At 61.6% G+C, this 15,320-nt stretch carries 13 protein-coding genes; 11 read left to right on the top strand and 2 right to left on the bottom strand.

Annotation, left to right across the window (positions count from 1 at the left end):
• The first annotated feature begins 206 nt into the window (after positions 1 to 206).
• Positions 207 to 1,130 carry a LysR family transcriptional regulator gene (locus ACT2FV_RS17130; RefSeq protein WP_444504494.1) on the top strand — a complete coding sequence of 308 codons (924 nt, stop codon included), beginning with the start codon at positions 207 to 209 and terminating at the stop codon, positions 1,128 to 1,130.
• A gap of 302 nt (positions 1,131 to 1,432) precedes the next feature.
• Here the strand turns inward: ACT2FV_RS17130 and ACT2FV_RS17125 are convergent, their stop codons facing one another.
• Positions 1,433 to 2,410, bottom strand: coding sequence for a LysR family transcriptional regulator (locus ACT2FV_RS17125; RefSeq protein WP_234743138.1), 978 nt, complete (start codon positions 2,408 to 2,410; stop codon positions 1,433 to 1,435).
• Positions 2,411 to 2,541: 131 nt separating this feature from the next.
• Between ACT2FV_RS17125 and ACT2FV_RS17120 the strand changes: the two genes are divergently transcribed.
• From ACT2FV_RS17120 to ACT2FV_RS17085, 8 genes are all read left to right on the top strand, one after another.
• Positions 2,542 to 3,888, top strand: a complete 1,347-nt coding sequence (locus tag ACT2FV_RS17120) for an MFS transporter (RefSeq protein ID WP_444504493.1) — start codon at positions 2,542 to 2,544, stop codon at positions 3,886 to 3,888.
• A 134-nt stretch (positions 3,889 to 4,022) separates the two neighbouring features.
• Positions 4,023 to 5,093, top strand: a complete 1,071-nt coding sequence (locus tag ACT2FV_RS17115) for a porin (protein WP_444504492.1) — start codon at positions 4,023 to 4,025, stop codon at positions 5,091 to 5,093.
• A gap of 114 nt (positions 5,094 to 5,207) precedes the next feature.
• Positions 5,208 to 6,707 (top strand): FAD-dependent oxidoreductase, encoded by a 1,500-nt coding sequence (locus tag ACT2FV_RS17110; protein ID WP_444504491.1) that lies wholly within the window; start codon positions 5,208 to 5,210, stop codon positions 6,705 to 6,707.
• A 4-nt stretch (positions 6,708 to 6,711) separates the two neighbouring features.
• Positions 6,712 to 8,049 carry an amidohydrolase family protein gene (locus ACT2FV_RS17105; protein WP_444504490.1) on the top strand — a complete coding sequence of 446 codons (1,338 nt, stop codon included), beginning with the start codon at positions 6,712 to 6,714 and terminating at the stop codon, positions 8,047 to 8,049.
• Positions 8,046 to 9,032, top strand: coding sequence for an alpha/beta hydrolase (locus ACT2FV_RS17100; RefSeq protein WP_444504489.1), 987 nt, complete (start codon positions 8,046 to 8,048; stop codon positions 9,030 to 9,032). The genes ACT2FV_RS17105 and ACT2FV_RS17100 overlap by 4 nt, the downstream gene beginning before the upstream one ends.
• 43 nt (positions 9,033 to 9,075) lie before the next feature.
• The gene (locus tag ACT2FV_RS17095) at positions 9,076 to 9,918 is read left to right on the top strand and encodes a fumarylacetoacetate hydrolase family protein (RefSeq protein WP_119337082.1); all 843 of its coding nucleotides are present in this window, start codon (positions 9,076 to 9,078) and stop codon (positions 9,916 to 9,918) included.
• A gap of 62 nt (positions 9,919 to 9,980) precedes the next feature.
• Positions 9,981 to 10,919: a VOC family protein gene (locus ACT2FV_RS17090; RefSeq protein WP_444504488.1), complete on the top strand. Its 939-nt coding sequence runs from the start codon at positions 9,981 to 9,983 to the stop codon at positions 10,917 to 10,919.
• 54 nt (positions 10,920 to 10,973) lie between these two features.
• Entirely contained in the window at positions 10,974 to 11,561 is a 588-nt protein-coding gene (locus ACT2FV_RS17085; RefSeq protein WP_444504487.1) for a group II intron maturase-specific domain-containing protein, read from the top strand.
• Between the two features lie 295 nt (positions 11,562 to 11,856).
• Here the strand turns inward: ACT2FV_RS17085 and ACT2FV_RS17080 are convergent, their stop codons facing one another.
• The gene (locus ACT2FV_RS17080; RefSeq protein ID WP_413122894.1) at positions 11,857 to 12,528 is read right to left on the bottom strand and encodes a TetR/AcrR family transcriptional regulator; all 672 of its coding nucleotides are present in this window, start codon (positions 12,526 to 12,528) and stop codon (positions 11,857 to 11,859) included.
• A gap of 278 nt (positions 12,529 to 12,806) precedes the next feature.
• Between ACT2FV_RS17080 and ACT2FV_RS17075 the strand changes: the two genes are divergently transcribed.
• A complete protein-coding gene (locus ACT2FV_RS17075; RefSeq protein WP_444504486.1) occupies positions 12,807 to 14,465 on the top strand; it encodes a long-chain-fatty-acid--CoA ligase in 1,659 nt (552 codons plus the stop codon).
• The gene (locus ACT2FV_RS17070; protein ID WP_444504485.1) at positions 14,465 to 15,286 is read left to right on the top strand and encodes an SDR family oxidoreductase; all 822 of its coding nucleotides are present in this window, start codon (positions 14,465 to 14,467) and stop codon (positions 15,284 to 15,286) included. The genes ACT2FV_RS17075 and ACT2FV_RS17070 overlap by 1 nt, the downstream gene beginning before the upstream one ends.
• Positions 15,287 to 15,320: the final 34 nt, after the last annotated feature.

Genomic DNA, 15,320 nt, shown 5'->3' with positions numbered 1-15,320 from the left:
ACCGTGTTGAAGGCAGGTTAGCCGTGCGGGGTGCGTCAAAATAGTTCTATTTTTGGATGCGACCGTATCGATTTTTCAGATATCGCGCGAATCGGCCATGCAGCGCCGCCGCAGGCGGGTGTGCGGCGGGCGGGCGGTCACGGATTGCCGCCGGGCGGGGCGGTTGATATGATGTTTGCCATGCGCCTATCAGTTTTCCACCGGGCATGGCCCTGACCCTTAGACAGCTCAAGTACTTCGTCGCGACCGCCGAGCTCGGACAGATCTCGCAGGCCGCGATCCAGCTCACGATCTCGCAGTCGGCCGTGACGAGCGCGATCAAGGAGCTGGAGGACAGCCTCGGCACGCAGCTGTTCCTGCGCACGTCGGCGGGCGTGACGCTCACCGACACCGGGCGGCGCTTTCTCAATCACGCGTACACGATCCTGTCGTCGGTCGACGAGGCGATGCGGATCCCGAACCTCGAAAGCACGCTGACCGGCACGCTCGCGATCGCCGCGAGCTACACGGTGCTCGGCTACTTCCTGCCGCATCACGTGATGCGGCTGAATACGCTCTATCCGCGCCTGACGATCCACCTGCATGAATTGAACCGAGAGTCGATCGAGGAAGGGCTGATCGCGGGCCGCTACGACATGGCCGTGCTGCTGACGTCGAACGTGTCGAATCCCGAGCTCGTGCTGGAGCCGGTGATCCATTCGGTGCGCCGGTTGTGGGTCGGCGCGCATCATCCGCTGCTCAGGCGCGAAAGCGTCACGTTCGCGGAGGTCGCGCACGAGCCGTTCGTGATGCTGACGGTCGACGAGGCCGGGCAGACGGCGCTGCGCTACTGGAACGAGACGCCGTACCGGCCGAACGTGATCCTGCGCACGTCGTCGGTCGAGGCCGTGCGCAGCATGGTCGCGAACGGCAGCAGCGTCGCGATCCTGTCGGACATGGTGTATCGCCCGTGGTCGCTCGAAGGGCGGCGCATCGAGACGATCGTGCTGCGCGACCCGGTACCGCCGATGAGCGTCGGCCTCGCGTGGCGCAAGAACATTGAGCTGAGCCCCGCGATGCACGCGGTGCGTGACTATTTCCGGCACACGTTCATGGAGCCAAGGGCTGTCACCATCGGCGAACGAACTTAGCTAAATAGGATAGTCATACCTTTCGTGCCGAAAATGGCGGTGACCACCCGGATAGCCGCCTGCAGCATGGTTCCGCGCCTCCCCTTTTATGGCGCGACCGGCACTATAGAAACCTCCTAATCCATAGAGATTTTTAAGACCAAACCGCAAGAATTTGCGCAAAAAGTACGACTACCTCCATGTGGGTAACTGCACGCCGTCGCGATTGCTGCCGACATAAGCCAGCCCCAGATCAAGCCGACTGCTATCAAATGCAGTCAAACCGACAGGATCGCACGCGTGTGCGATGCGCCGTATTCCGCCTACTGCGCCATCCTCTGCCGTCGCGATTGTTTGCCGGAATTCGTCCCATCGCTCTCGGCCTGCTCAGCAACCGGCAGGCCAAGTGCCGTCTCCAGCAATAGCGCCCGCAACCAGGAGATGGCCGGGTCGCGCTCCTGATATTTGTGCCACTGCACCTTCTCCACGAACTTGGGGATTTTGATCGGGCATTGCAGAATCCGTAATGGAAACCGCTGTGCCATCTGAAGGGCCAGCCGCGTGGGCAGCGTCGCGATTTTCGACGTACCGAGGAGCAGTTCCGGAACCAGGGTGAAAGTCGGCGAAATAACATCCTGGCGGCGAACCTGTTTGCCGGTGGAGACCGTCCGCGCGTCCAGCGTCACGCGCCTGCCGCCTCCCCATTCGACACCGATATGAGCCAGCTCGAAATATTGATCGGCGGTGATCGTACTGCCTTTGGCCGGGTGGTCCGCGCACACCAGACACGAAAACGTGTCTTCAAACAGTTTCTCGGCCGGGTGCCCCGCAACCGTGTTGGACTCGGGGGCGATCAGCAGCTCCACCTCGCCGCCTTCCAGATGCTCCGGCGACTGCGGGCTGAGCGCTCTCAGGTCGAACTGCATCAATGGCGCAAGCGTGGCCGCTTTTCTCACCACTTCAGAAAGAAACACACTGATCACGTAATCGGACGACTCAATCGTGAAGCGTCGCGTCGAGGTCGCGGGATCGAACGTCGGTCTGGCGCGCGTGATGGTCTGGATTTGCAGCAGAACGTCTCTGACAGGTTTGACGAGCTCCGTGGCTAGCGGTGTCAGAACCTGTGTCTTCCCGACGGGCACCAGAAGCTCGTCTTCGAAGTATTCGCGTAGGCGGGCGAGGGAGCAGCTTGTTGCCGGTTGGCTGAGAAACAGCCGTTCGGCCGCGCGGCCCACGCTGCGGGTGGAGAGGATCGCATCGAGCACGACCAGCTGATTGAGGTCCAGTTTGTTGAAGCGCATTTCCGCGTGACATTTACGAGATAGATGCTCGACATTTAAACAATAAATTTTGTAAATGTCTTGCGAAATCTATACTTGCTGCACATAGCGACACTTTGTGGCGCGCACAAAAACCTTTGGAGACAGAGACTATGGAGGACCGCCGTAACGGCCAGTCAATCCTGCGGCAGTGGGGCTTGGTTGCCTGCCTGACCGTGGTGAGCATGCTGGCTCAGGTCGACAAGAACATTCTTGTGCTGATGGTAGGGCCGATTCAACGGGACTTCGGCGCGAGCGACGTCCAGATCAGCCTTCTGATCGGCGCGGCGTTTGCCATTGCCAACATTGTGGTTGGGCTGCCCGCCGGCTGGTTGGCGGACCGGGTCAACCGACGCGTCGTGATTGCCTTGGGCGTGGCGGTCTGGTCGCTCGCCGTGACGTCCAACGCAGTCGCGTCGGCGTTCGTGGCGCTCCTCGCGGCGCGCATCGTCGTGGGTGGCGCGGAAGCGTTGATTCCACCTTCGTCATACTCGTTGATTCGTGACGGGGTCGACGAACAACGTCGAGCGCGCGCATTGTCCGTGTACACGATGTCGCTGATGCTCGGAACCGGGCTGTCACTCGTACTCGGCGGCCCGTTGCTTGGTGCCATCCAGTCCGCCGGTATCCGCTCGATCCCCTTCATCGGCACGGTCTCGCCGTGGCAGGTCACGTTGTTTCTGATCGGAGTCGTCGGGCTGCCCATGAGCCTGCTCATTTTTCTGGCGAAGGAGCCAGGGCGGCAAGAAGAGGCATCGGCGGATGCGAGCCGGTGTCTGTCCGGCGTCGGCCGCTATCTCGTCGCCAATCGGGCGATATTCTTGCCACTGACCTTGTTCGCCGTCTCCCACGCGATGATTACCTTCGGTCTTGGGAGCTGGATGCCGACCATGACCGCGCGCCGCTTTCATCTCGGTCTGCGGGAAATCGGCCTGATGCAGGGGGGCCTGCTATTGACGATGGGTCCGCTTGGTCTGTGGCTCGCCGGCATGGCGATGGATCGGAAAGGGGGCAGGAGCCTGTCGGGCGTTGCGCTTGTCGGCGTGCTCGTGACGATTGCCGTGACGGCGCTGACAGTCACGATGTGTCTGATCGGATCGGTGAGCGCATTCTGGGTCGTCGATGCCATGGTGGTGCTGTTCTCGTGGACATTCATGGCGGTCACATCGACTGTCGTTGCGAAAGCCGCGCCCGCATCCATCGTAGGCGCCGTTATGGCGATTGTTCTCGTTCTCGATGGGCTGATTGGACAAGGCGGCTCTCCCACGTTGATCGCACTGGTCAGCGAGCATGGCTTTGGAGGCGGCCCCGATGCATTGCCGCGCGCGATGGCTTCGGTATTCGCCGTGGCGGGAGCCGTCGCGCTTTGGGCCGCAATCGTACTTTACCGCACGTTCCTGAGACGGGACGGCGTACTTGGCCCCGTCGCCTTAGGCGTTCACATTGGTGACGCGCGATGAAGATCGAATCATAGACAGAAAGTCCTGTAGACGATCTCGGCCGGATAAAGCGATAAGTGTGATCCCTGTTCGTGCTGCGAATCGCAGTTATAGCGGTCGTACCTGAACAGGGTTTGTGGAGGAGGTCAGGAGACATGGAAATGAAAACAAAATTATTAATTAGTATAACGATATATATGGCTATTTCAGGCAGCGTCTATGCCAAATCGAGTGTGACCCTATCGGGGTTGCTCGGAACCGGCATTGCATACAGCAACAATGCGGGCAAGAGCCGTAGTCTGTATCAGATGACCGGAACCCATGCGGTGCCGTTCTGGGCATTATCTGGCAGGGAGGAACTGGATACGGATGCATCCGCGTTCTTCCGGTTTAGTCAGTATGTTTTTCTCAACAACGGCACAAGCTCGCCTTTCGAAAGCTACCTTGGTCTGAGATCCAACAAGATGGGGACGATCACGCTCGGCTCCATGTATGACCTGCTTTCCGATCTTGTTCCGTTCACATCTGAACGCTTCACGTCTTTTCTGGCGACCCATCCTGGCAATCTGGATCGGACCGTCGGCAACTCGCTTAACAATCTGATCAAGTACAAATCGCCTGTCTTCGGCGGAGTCCTTCAGTTTGGCACCCAATATGGATTTGGACAGCAGAGTTCGACCACCAATACGGGTCGCACGGTCGGCGCTGAAGCCAGTTTCACAAGTGGGCCGTTCGAGTCGCTGCTAGTGTGGGAATCGGTAGACGGTGTCCCGTATGCGCCCTACACCCGGCTGGGTGTGAGTGAGTTGTATCGCATCAATTTCGCTGCCAATCCTTCGCGGGCCGTTAGCCAAAACCAGAATACGACGACACTCGGCGTGGCCTACGCAGGTGACAACGTGCGCGTCATGGGCAACTACAGCTATACGCGCCTGACGGCCGCCGGCCAGTCGGAAACGGCGCAGACCATCGACGTGGGTGCCTACAAGTACATCACGACGCAAATGCGAATCGGCGGCGGCTATTCGTACACGAAGCTCGATACCTACAAATGGAACCAGCTTCACGCCCACCTCGACTACGCGCTGTCGAAGCGCACGAGTCTTTATCTGCTGAGCGTGCTGCAAATAGCTGGTACTGGCCAACTGGCAGTCCTTAGGAATCAGGCACCGGCAACAACGTCCCGACAACTGGAGATGGAAGTTGGGATGACGCATCTTTTTTAAGTAGAGGACGGCTGATGGGCACGCCTCGCGCATTCGCCTGGGCGGCTCGGTCGAGCCCGGCATTACAGGATCGCGGTGCGGGATCCGAATCCACCAAGTAGACGGAGAAATACGATGCAGTGGGATGTCATAGTGGTCGGCGGCGGTCCGTCGGGCCTTACTGTCGCGGCGGAATTGGCGGGAGCGGGCGTTAAGACGCTGGTGCTGGAGCGCCGCACCGAAGGTGTCCAGTCGCGCGCCGGCACGATCCTGCCACGCGTGCTGGAGTTGTTCGACGCGCGAGGCATCGCGAACAGATTCATCGAGAAAACTCGCAAGATCGCCGACTACCCGTTCCGAGCGTCCCACATCTGGGCAGGCTTCCATCCGATCGACTGGAAGTATCTGGAAACGCGCTTTGGTTTCACGTTGGGATTGCCGCAGAACCTGACCGAAGAGGTGTTGTGGGACTGGGCCGTGGAAAGCGGTGTGCATGTGCAGCGCGGCTCTGAAGTACGGGACGTCCGCCAGCAGGCTGATGGTGTCGAGGTCGACGTGGACGACGCCTCCGGTGCCAACTCGACGCTGCGTGCGCAGTACCTGATCGGCGCCGACGGTGGCCGCAGTACCGTCCGATCGAAAATCGGTCTGCCGTTCGAGGGCCGCGCCGGGACGTTCCGCGGCATCGTGCTCGATGCAGAGTTGAAGGCGCCGTGGCCTGGCGGGCGGATCAATGTCGACAACGAAATGGGCTGGGTGCGTGGCTATACGTTCGGCGAAGGAATTACCCGTTTCAATATCGTGCACCGTGACCGCCGTCACGCGCCGAAAGACGAGCCTGTTACGCTCGAAGAAGCATTGCGGTGCATCCGTGATGTTCATGGAACCGATTACGGCATCGAGAATTATCGCTGGGCGTCGCGGTTCGACGACCAGATGCGTGCGGTGCCGAGGTTGCGCGAAGGACGTACGTTCCTTGTCGGCGAATCTGCGCGCATTCATTACCCGGCCAGCGGCGTGGGCATGAATTTCTGTCTGCAAGACGCGTTAAATCTCGGTTGGAAGCTCGCGAACGTGATCAACGGCGTGGCGGATGTTGCCACGCTCGACACTTACGACACGGAACGTCTTCCCGTCATGCATGCGCTGCTCGACAGCGTGAAAGCGCAGTGCGCGCTGCAGTTCAATTTCGAACCGGAGGCGGTGGCCCTCAAGCGTCGCATGCAGGCGCACATCGTTCCGCTGCCTGACGTGCAACGCAAACTGGTGCTGGAACTATGCGGTCTGGAATCGCCTTATCCGCGCGATGCGGATAGCCATCCGCTAACGGGGCTGCGTTGTCCCGACTTCGATCTCGTGTTGCTGGATGGACGTTCCGTCGCGGTGACGGAAACCCTGCGCAGCCGGCACTTTGTGTTGCTCGATCTGGAGGGGTTTAGCCGTCAGTTCGAGACGCTCGATGTTTCCGGGTTGCCGGTCACCGTGTTGCAGGCGCGCGCCGCGCATCTCCCCGCGTCGATGGACGGCGTGAGGGCTTTGCTGGTGCGCCCGGACGGCTACGTGGCGTGGGCCAGCACGGAGGTGGGGCGCGCCGGCGAAGCCGAAGCGCAAATCGGCAAATGGCTGAAGCGGTGACATCATGAACGAGCAACGAATTCTGCTGAGGGGTGGCTGGATCCTGAGCATGGACCCCGCAATCGGCGACCTGCGCCACGGTGACATCCTCGTCGAGGGGGCAAACATCGTTGCCGTCGAGCCCCAAATCGACGCCCCCGACGCCGAGCACGTCGACGCGTGCGGCATGATCGTGCTGCCCGGGTTCATCGATACGCATCGCCATACGTGGCAGACCTGTGTGCGCCATCGCTATGCGGATATCAATCCGCAGATTTACTTCGCCGAGATGCTGGGTGCCAAAGGCGCCGCGTTCCGGCCGGAGGATGTCTACATCGGTACTCTGCTCGGCGCAGTTTCCGCGCTGGACGGCGGGATCACCACGATGCTCGACTGGTCGCATGTGCAGAACACGCCGGACCACTCCGACGCTGCTATTCTGGGCTTGCGCGATGCAAACATCCGCGGCGTGTTTGCTCACGGCTGGCCGCTGGTGGATGGTGCTTCGTGGATGTTCGACAGTCAGCGTGGCCACCTGGAGGACATTCGTCGCCTGCGCGAACGGTTCTTCTCGTCCGACGATCAACTGCTCACGCTGGCGATGGCGGCGCGCGGCCCCGAGATGGCGCAGCGTGACGTCTGGCTCGCCGATCTGCAACTCGCCCGCGAACTCGATATTCGCTCGACCATCCATATGGGCGCCTATGCACGCAATGCATCCGTGAGGGCCATTGCACAGATGCACGACGCCGGCGTACTGAGCGACGACCTGACGTTCGTGCATTGCTGCTTCTGCGGCGAGGATGAAATTGCAATGATGGCCGATGCGGGCGTCAGCGCCTCGCTCGGCGTGCATTGCGAACTGAACGCGCAAGGCATAGGCGACATTCCGCTCGATCGCCTGCTGGCAGTTGGCATTCGGCCCAGTCTGAGCGGCGACACCGAAACGAAATGCTCCGGCGACATGTTCACGCAGATGCGGCATGCGTTCGCCTACTACCGTTCGTGGATGGGCGGCAATCATTCGAGTGTGGCAAATGCACCGGCCACGCTGTCGATGCGTGACGTGCTCGAATTCGCCACGGTCGCGGGCGCGCGCGCGAATGGTCTCGATCACAAAGTCGGTTCGCTCACGCCTGGCAAACAGGCCGACATCATCATGATCCGCGGCGATGACCTCAATCTCACGCCGGTTTCCGATGCGGTAGGCGCTGTGGTGCTGGCTGCCCATCCGGGCAATGTCGATACCGTCTTTGTCTCGGGGCGGCCCGTGAAGCGGCATGGCCACATGCTGGATATCGACCTCGACGCGCTGCGGCAACGCGCGTTTGCCTCCCAGCACTACATTCTCGGATTGCAATGAGAAATACCATCATGCCCGCGTCGCTCGATCCTGAACTGGCGGCCATTGTGTCGGCAGCGCATGCCGCCAGCGCACCGCCACCGTTCTCCGGCACACCTGAGCAGGCCCGCGAACGGATGCGGCGCGCGATCATGGCGGCGCGCGAACGTTTTCCATTGCCCGTCGTCGGCGCGGTTGAGGATGCGCTCGCCGAGTTCGACGGTGCTCGTGTGCCGGTGCGCGTTTATCGCCCCCAGGATGCTCGACCGGATTTGGCGACGGTGGTGTTTTTCCACGGTGGCGGATTCGCGCTCGGCAGCGTCGAACTGATGGACGACATCGCACGCAAGCTATGCCGTGACATGAGCGTCGTGGTCGTGTCGGTCGAGTACCGGCTGGCGCCGGAGCACCCGTTTCCTGCCGCGCACGACGACGCGTTGACGGCCACGCTATGGGCTATCCGCAACGTCGCGGCTCTGGGGGGCGATGCGTCGCGTATTGCGGTAGCGGGGGAAAGCGCAGGGGGCAACCTCGCGGCTTCGTCCGCGCTGACGCTGCGTGACCGGGGAGTCCGCCTCGCGGCACAACTGCTCGTGGTGCCGGGTGTCGATCTGTCCCGCGACATCTCCCTGATCGAGGCGAAGCGGAGCGACTTCCCGATGCTGTCGCCGTCGGACTTGCGCGACATTTCGCGGCTTTATATGGGGGCCAACTTGGCGCAGGCCGCAACGTTTCCGCCATCACCCCTGCACGCCGCGGATTTCACGGGCTTGCCGCCCGCGCTGATCGCCGTTGCCGGACAGGACCCGCTTCTTGAAGAAGGTCTCGTCTACGCAGAACGACTTTGTGCTGCGGGCGTTCCGGTACAGGTGCATCGATTCGACGACATGTTCCATCCATTCTTCGCATTCTTCGACGCTTCGGCGGCGGCGCGCCGCGCGAGTGACGAAATTTGCCACGCCTTTGCAGCGTGGCTTGAGCAATACGCGTTGCCTGTCGCTTAGTGACAGGCACACGCCTTTTCATTTCAATGTACTGGAGATCGTTATGCGGTATGTGTCCTTTGTTAAGGATGGGAAATCGTGGCTCGGCGTGCGCGAGGGCAATGACATTCGCGTGATCGGAGACGATTCACTCGAGTCTCTGCTTGCACGCGGTGTCGACCTCGCCACTTATGGGCGCGACCGGATGAGTGCGGAAGTCGTGAGCGCAGACGACGTGACTTTTCTGCCGCCGCTTACCCGTCCACCCAAGATCATCTGCATCGGCCTGAACTACGCTGACCACACCAGGGAAAGCAAATACGAGCAGCCCGACTACCCGACAATCTTCTTTCGCGTCCATACGAGTCTGATCGCCCATCGGCAGCCGATGATCCGGCCGAACGCATCCGATTCACTCGATTTCGAGGGCGAGATCGCTGCGGTGCTCGGCAAGGGTGGCCGGTATATCAGCAGGGAAGACGCATTGTCCTGCGTGGCGGGCTACGCGCTCTTTAACGACGGCTCGGTGCGCGAGTACCAGTTCAAGTCTCCCCAATGGACGGTAGGCAAGAACTTTGACGGAACAGGCGCCTTTGGTCCGGATCTGGTGACGGCGGACGAACTGCCTGCCGGCGCCAAGGGGCTGCGGCTCGAGACGCGTCTGAACGGCGAAGTCGTCCAGTCGGCCAGCACCGACGACATGGTGTTCGATGTCGCCAGTCTCATCAGAATCCTGAGCGAGGCTATAACACTCGAGGCGGGAGACGTGATCGTGACGGGTACACCATCGGGCATCGGTTGGGCGCGCGCGCCGAGACTGCTGATGAAGGCGGGTGACGTGTGCGAGGTGACGGTCGAGAAGATCGGCACACTCAGGAACGTCGTCGCTGACGAAGCCGCCAACTGAGCAGCACGACCCGCGTGAGCCGGCCTCAGAGCCGGCGCGTCAACCCACGGATGGAGACGGTCATGTCTGACCCGGTATTTACTGCTTCCGGTGTGAGTGTGCATTCGATTGATCACTTCGCGCTTAATGTTCCTTCAATCGGCGACGCTGCTCGTTTCTTTCACGCCTTCGGGCTCGATGTTGCAACGGCGGGTGTGCAAGGACAGGAACTGGACCTCCGGGCGGCGGATGGCCACCGCTGGGCGCGCATCCTGCCGGCATTGACCAAGCGCCTTGCGTGGCTGAGTTTCAACTGCTTCGAGGCGGATCTCGACACGCTGCGTGCGCAGGTGCAGGCAGCCGGTGTCGCGATCGAAACGGACCTTGCACCCGACTCGGTCGGCTTCTGGTTTCGCGATCTTGATGGCAATCTCATCCAGGTCAAATCGGGCCCCAAAACCAGTCCATCGTCCAAGATTCAGTGCGTATTAAGCAGCAGCGCGGCGGACGAGCGCGGCTCGCATACCCGTTCGGAGTCAAAGACCGTGCGGCCACGTCGTTTGTCACACGTACTGCTCTTTTCTCCTGATGTGCCGCGTATAGTTGAGTTCTACGGCAAGACGTTGGGCTTGCGACTTTCCGACCGCTCGCTCGACATCATTGCGTTTACCCATGCCCCGCACGGTAGCGATCACCATCTGGTCGCGTTCGCGAAAAGCAGCGCAAGAGGTTGGCACCACTCGGCATGGGACGTGGACAACATCAACCTGGTGGGCGAAGGCGCGTCGCAGATGGCGGCTGCGGGCTACACGAAAGGCTGGGGTACGGGCCGGCATGTGCTGGGTTCGAACTATTTCCACTATGTCGAAGACCCGTGGGGCTCATTCTGTGAGTACTCAGCCGACATCGATTTCGTTTCAGCGGGTCACCCATGGCTTGCGGGTGATTTTCCCCCGGAAGAATCGCTCTACTTGTGGGGACCGGCGGTTCCGGAGAACTTCGTTCGCAACACGGAGGTTTGACCGGAGGCGTACTGCGGTGAGTATCCGCCCCAGCACAAGAAGCATCACCCGGGCGTGCCATTCGAACGTTATGCTGATGACGTCATCTGTCATTGCAAAAGCGAAGCGCAGGCGCGCGAGCTCCGGCAGGGGCTGGAGACGCGGCTGACCGAATGCAAGCTGGATCTGCATCCGGAAAAGACCAAAATCGTGTACTGCAAGCAGGCCAACCGGCCAGCCAGCTATCCGCTCTGTCAGTTCGACTTCCTGGGCTATACGTTCAGACCGCGAAGTGTCAAGAATAGGATGGGGAAGTTGACGGTAGGCTTTCTGCCAGCGGTCAGCAACAAGGCTGCGAAGGCGATGCGGCAGCAATTGCGTCGTCGCAGTGCATTGCACCGTCACGACCTGAGTCTGTCTGAGTCGGCGGACCGTACGCGTCCGACTTTGCTTGGCTGGATTCAGTACTACGGTCGATTTTATCGGTCCGCACTGGGCCAGGTACTCCTTGCGGTAGATGCCGCTCTGGTCCGTTGGGCTCAACGGAAATACAAACACCTCCGCGGCCGGAAGGTGCGCGCCGCAGCATGGTTAAGGGACATTAAGTCCCGGCAGCCGAGCTTGTTCGCGCATTGGGCTGTGGAGACTATGGTTGGACGATAGGAGCCGGATGAATCGAGAGGTTCACGTCCGGTTCTGTGAGAGCGTGCGGGTGCGATTCCCGTGCGCTACTCGACATCCCGGTTAGCCCGATCTAACCAGCGACTAGCCCCGCGGACTGACTCCGATATAATATTGCTTAAAATCAGGTGGTTGCTGTCTGAGCGCGATTCCAGCCGACACTGATCCTAGATCACGACCGTCCTGGACCTGCACTTCCATGATCTTCCTGATGCGCATCTCCAACGCGCTTTGATCCCGAGCGACCGACTCGTAGCGCTAGGCAACGCCAGACAGATCACGATTGAGGCACCGTGCAAACGGATGACTCTGGAAGGGGCGCGCGCAAGTACCGCGAGAGCATGATCTTCAGTTCGCGCCGCAGTTCGTATCCGAACAGATCTTCCGTGTAGGTAATAGACCGGTGGATCAGCGCCTCGCCGGTCGATTCAAGCACGAACGCGGCCAAATGGATGTTGGGGCGCGCGACGGGCTCACCGCAAACGTTCAGTGCCTGCTCGAGCAGATCCGCGAATGCAAGGGACACGCGCTTCATGTGATGCAACCGGCTGACCCGTCCCATGTGTTCAAGTAACACGCGTTGCAGCGCGATGTTCTCTGCATACGCATCGGCCGTCGTGTCGACCCATGTGTCAACGACGGCGTCGATGCCTTGGCCCTCGACTGCCTGGAATGCTTTGCCGTACAGATTCATCAGGTGTTCGCAATGGCACTTGATCAGCTTTGCGATCAATGCATCCTTGCTGGTGAAATACTCATACAGCGAGCCGACGCTGACGCCGGCCGCATCGGCTATGCGCGTGGTGCTGGTCGCCTCGAACCCGTCTCGCGCGAACAGCGTCTTCGCCGCTTCGAGGATTGCGTCGACCGTCATCACGGAGCGACTCTGGCGCGGCCGGCGCCTGACCGCGATCTGTGAAGTCATGCGCGTGTTTTTGCCGAATGACACGACTTGCTCCTTTCAACAATCCTGACTTTTCCGCGATGCCGTCTGCGCTGCGTCCGGCTTCCGGTCCCGGGAATCGATTTTAATCACGCCGGCCGCCGTTCGGCGACGATTATGCAGCACGATTCCCGCGATATCCGAACAATTCCGAAACGCCGCCGGTAAACGAGCCGAAAGCCATGCCGGACAAGGCTCGCGGCGATTCCGGCGAATCCGAATGGCGTGGCGGCGGCCCGACTCAATATGATGTTCCGCAGGGATTTCCATATCAACGAGGGGACATGAGCGGAACCATGATGAAAGCGCCGCTGCGGGTCATCGACCTGTTGCGGCATGCGAACCGCAATCATCCGCGCACGGAAGTCGTCAGCCGACGCGTCGAGGGCGATGTTCATCGCTATACGTATGCGGATGCGTATCGGCGCGTATGCCAGCTTGCGCGCGCGCTGGACCGGCTGGACATCGGCAGCGATGCCCGGGTCGGAACGCTCGCGTGGAACGGCTATCGGCATCTGGAGCTTTACTACGCGTGTGCCGGCCTCGGTGCGGTGTGCCATACGCTGAACCCGCGCCTGCTTCCCGAGCAGTTGGCCTGGATCGCCCGTCACGCGGCGGACGAGATCCTGTTTTTCGACGCGACGTTCGTGCCGCTGGTGCGCGAGCTGCGACCGCAATTGCCGGGCGTCCGGCATTGGGTGCTGATGGGAAGCCGCGACAGCGATGCGGGCCGGGACGCGTCCGTGCAGATCGAAGGGTTGCTGTTCCACGAAGATCTGATCGCCGGCGAGCTGGCCGATGAACTCGACTGGCCGCTCATCGACGAAGACCAGATTTGCGGCCAGTGCTATACGTCGGGCACGACCGGTGACCCGAAAGGCGTGTGCTATTCGAATCGGTCGACCGTGTTGCATGCGTATGCGGCCGCGCTGCCCGATTCCTTCGGCCTGTCGGCACGAGACAGCGTGATGCCGGTCGTGCCGATGTTTCACGTCAATGCGTGGGGGCTGCCGTATGCGGCGCCCATGGTCGGCGCGAAGCTCGTGCTGCCGGGGCCCGCGCTCGACTCGAAGAGCCTGCACGCGCTCTGCGAGGCCGAGCGCGTGACGATCGCGGCCGGCGTGCCGACCATCTGGCTCGGCGTGCTCGATCACCTGCGTACCACCGGCGGTTGGTTCGCGTCGCTCGAACGGATCGTGATCGGCGGCTCGGCCGCGAGCAACGCGACTATTCGAGAATTCGAGGACGTGCATCGCGTGCGCGTCGTCCACGCGTGGGGGATGACGGAGGTCAGCCCGGTCGGCGCCGTCAACCAGTTCAAGCCCGTGCACGACGCGCTCGACGCGGATGCGCGGCGCCGCTTGCAGACGAAACAGGGACGTGAGCCGTTTGGTATCGAGATGCGCATCGAGACAGAGTCCGGCGCAGCGGCGTCGCGAGACGGCGCAACGCCGGGCCGGCTGCTGGTGAAAGGGCCCTGGGTGGTCGGAACCTATGCGGGCGGATCACCGGGCGAGCGTGCCGACGGCTGGTTCGATACCGGCGACGTGGCGACGATCGACGCAGAAGGCTACATGGCGATCGTTGACCGGACCAAGGACGTCATCAAATCGGGTGGCGAATGGATCAGCTCGATCGAGCTCGAGAATGCCGCGATGGGGCACCCCGCGATCCAGGAGGCCGCGGTGATCGGACGGCCGCATCCGAAATGGATCGAGCGCCCGCTGATGGTCTGCGTGCTGCGGCCCGGCCAACAGGTATCGGCGGCCGAATTGTCCGCGTGGCTCGGCGAACGCGTCGCGCGGTGGTGGCTGCCCGACGCGATCGAATTTGTCGATGCATTGCCTCACGGCGCCACTGGCAAACTGCTCAAGTTGCGCTTGCGCGAACAATTTGCCCACATCCGCTTCGATCAAGTATCGCTTTCCAGGGAGAATCATTGATGAGCTCGGTATTCAGAGCCAATTTGCTGAGCGGCCAGCATGCCGTCATTACGGGTGCCGGCAGCGGCATCAACAAGCGGATCGCCGAGCGCTTCGCGATGCAGGGCGCGCGCATCTCGATCATCGGCCGCAACGCGGAGAAATGCGCCGCGGCCGCCGCGGCGATTCGCACATTGGGTGGCGAAGCAGCCGGTTTCGCGGCCGACGTGCGTCATGCGGACGAGCTCGGTAGCGCGTTCCAAGATGCGCATGCGCAGTTCGGGCCGATCGACATCTGCATTGCCGGCGCCGCGGGGAATTTCGTCGCCGAGGCGGCGACGATATCGAGCAACGGCTTTCGCACGGTGATCGACATCGACCTGATCGGCACGTTCAATACGTTTCGCGCAGCGCTGCCGCTCCTGGCCCCCGAGCGCGCGAATCTGTTGGCCATTTCCGCGGTGCAGTCGGTCTTGCCGACGGCCGCTCAGGCGCATGTGTGCGCGGCGAAGGCCGGGATCGACATGCTGGTGCGTACGCTGTCGATCGAATGGGCGGGCCGCGGCGTGCGCTGCAATGCGATCGCGCCGGGGCCGGTGGCCGATACCGAAGGCATGAAGCGTCTTGCGCCCGACGGCGAAGCGAGCTGGGCGCGCCTGCTCAACGGGATTCCGATGCGCCGCGCCGCGGAGCGCGACGAAATTGCGGATCTGGCGCTGTTCCTGTGCAGCGGCGCCGCGAGCTACATCAACGGCACGGTGATCGCGATCGATGGCGGGCAGTCGAACCTCGGATCGCTACCATTTGGCGACATGCTGGTCGATTCGCTGCAGGCCGCGTAGCTCGCGATGCGCCGGACCACCGATAACCGACGAG

This window comes from Burkholderia sp. PR2, from assembly GCF_052372875.1.
In the GTDB taxonomy this organism is placed as follows: domain Bacteria; phylum Pseudomonadota; class Gammaproteobacteria; order Burkholderiales; family Burkholderiaceae; genus Burkholderia; species Burkholderia diffusa.
The sequence above is the reverse complement of the archived record's forward strand: the minus strand, read 5'-3'. Positions and strand labels throughout refer to the sequence as shown.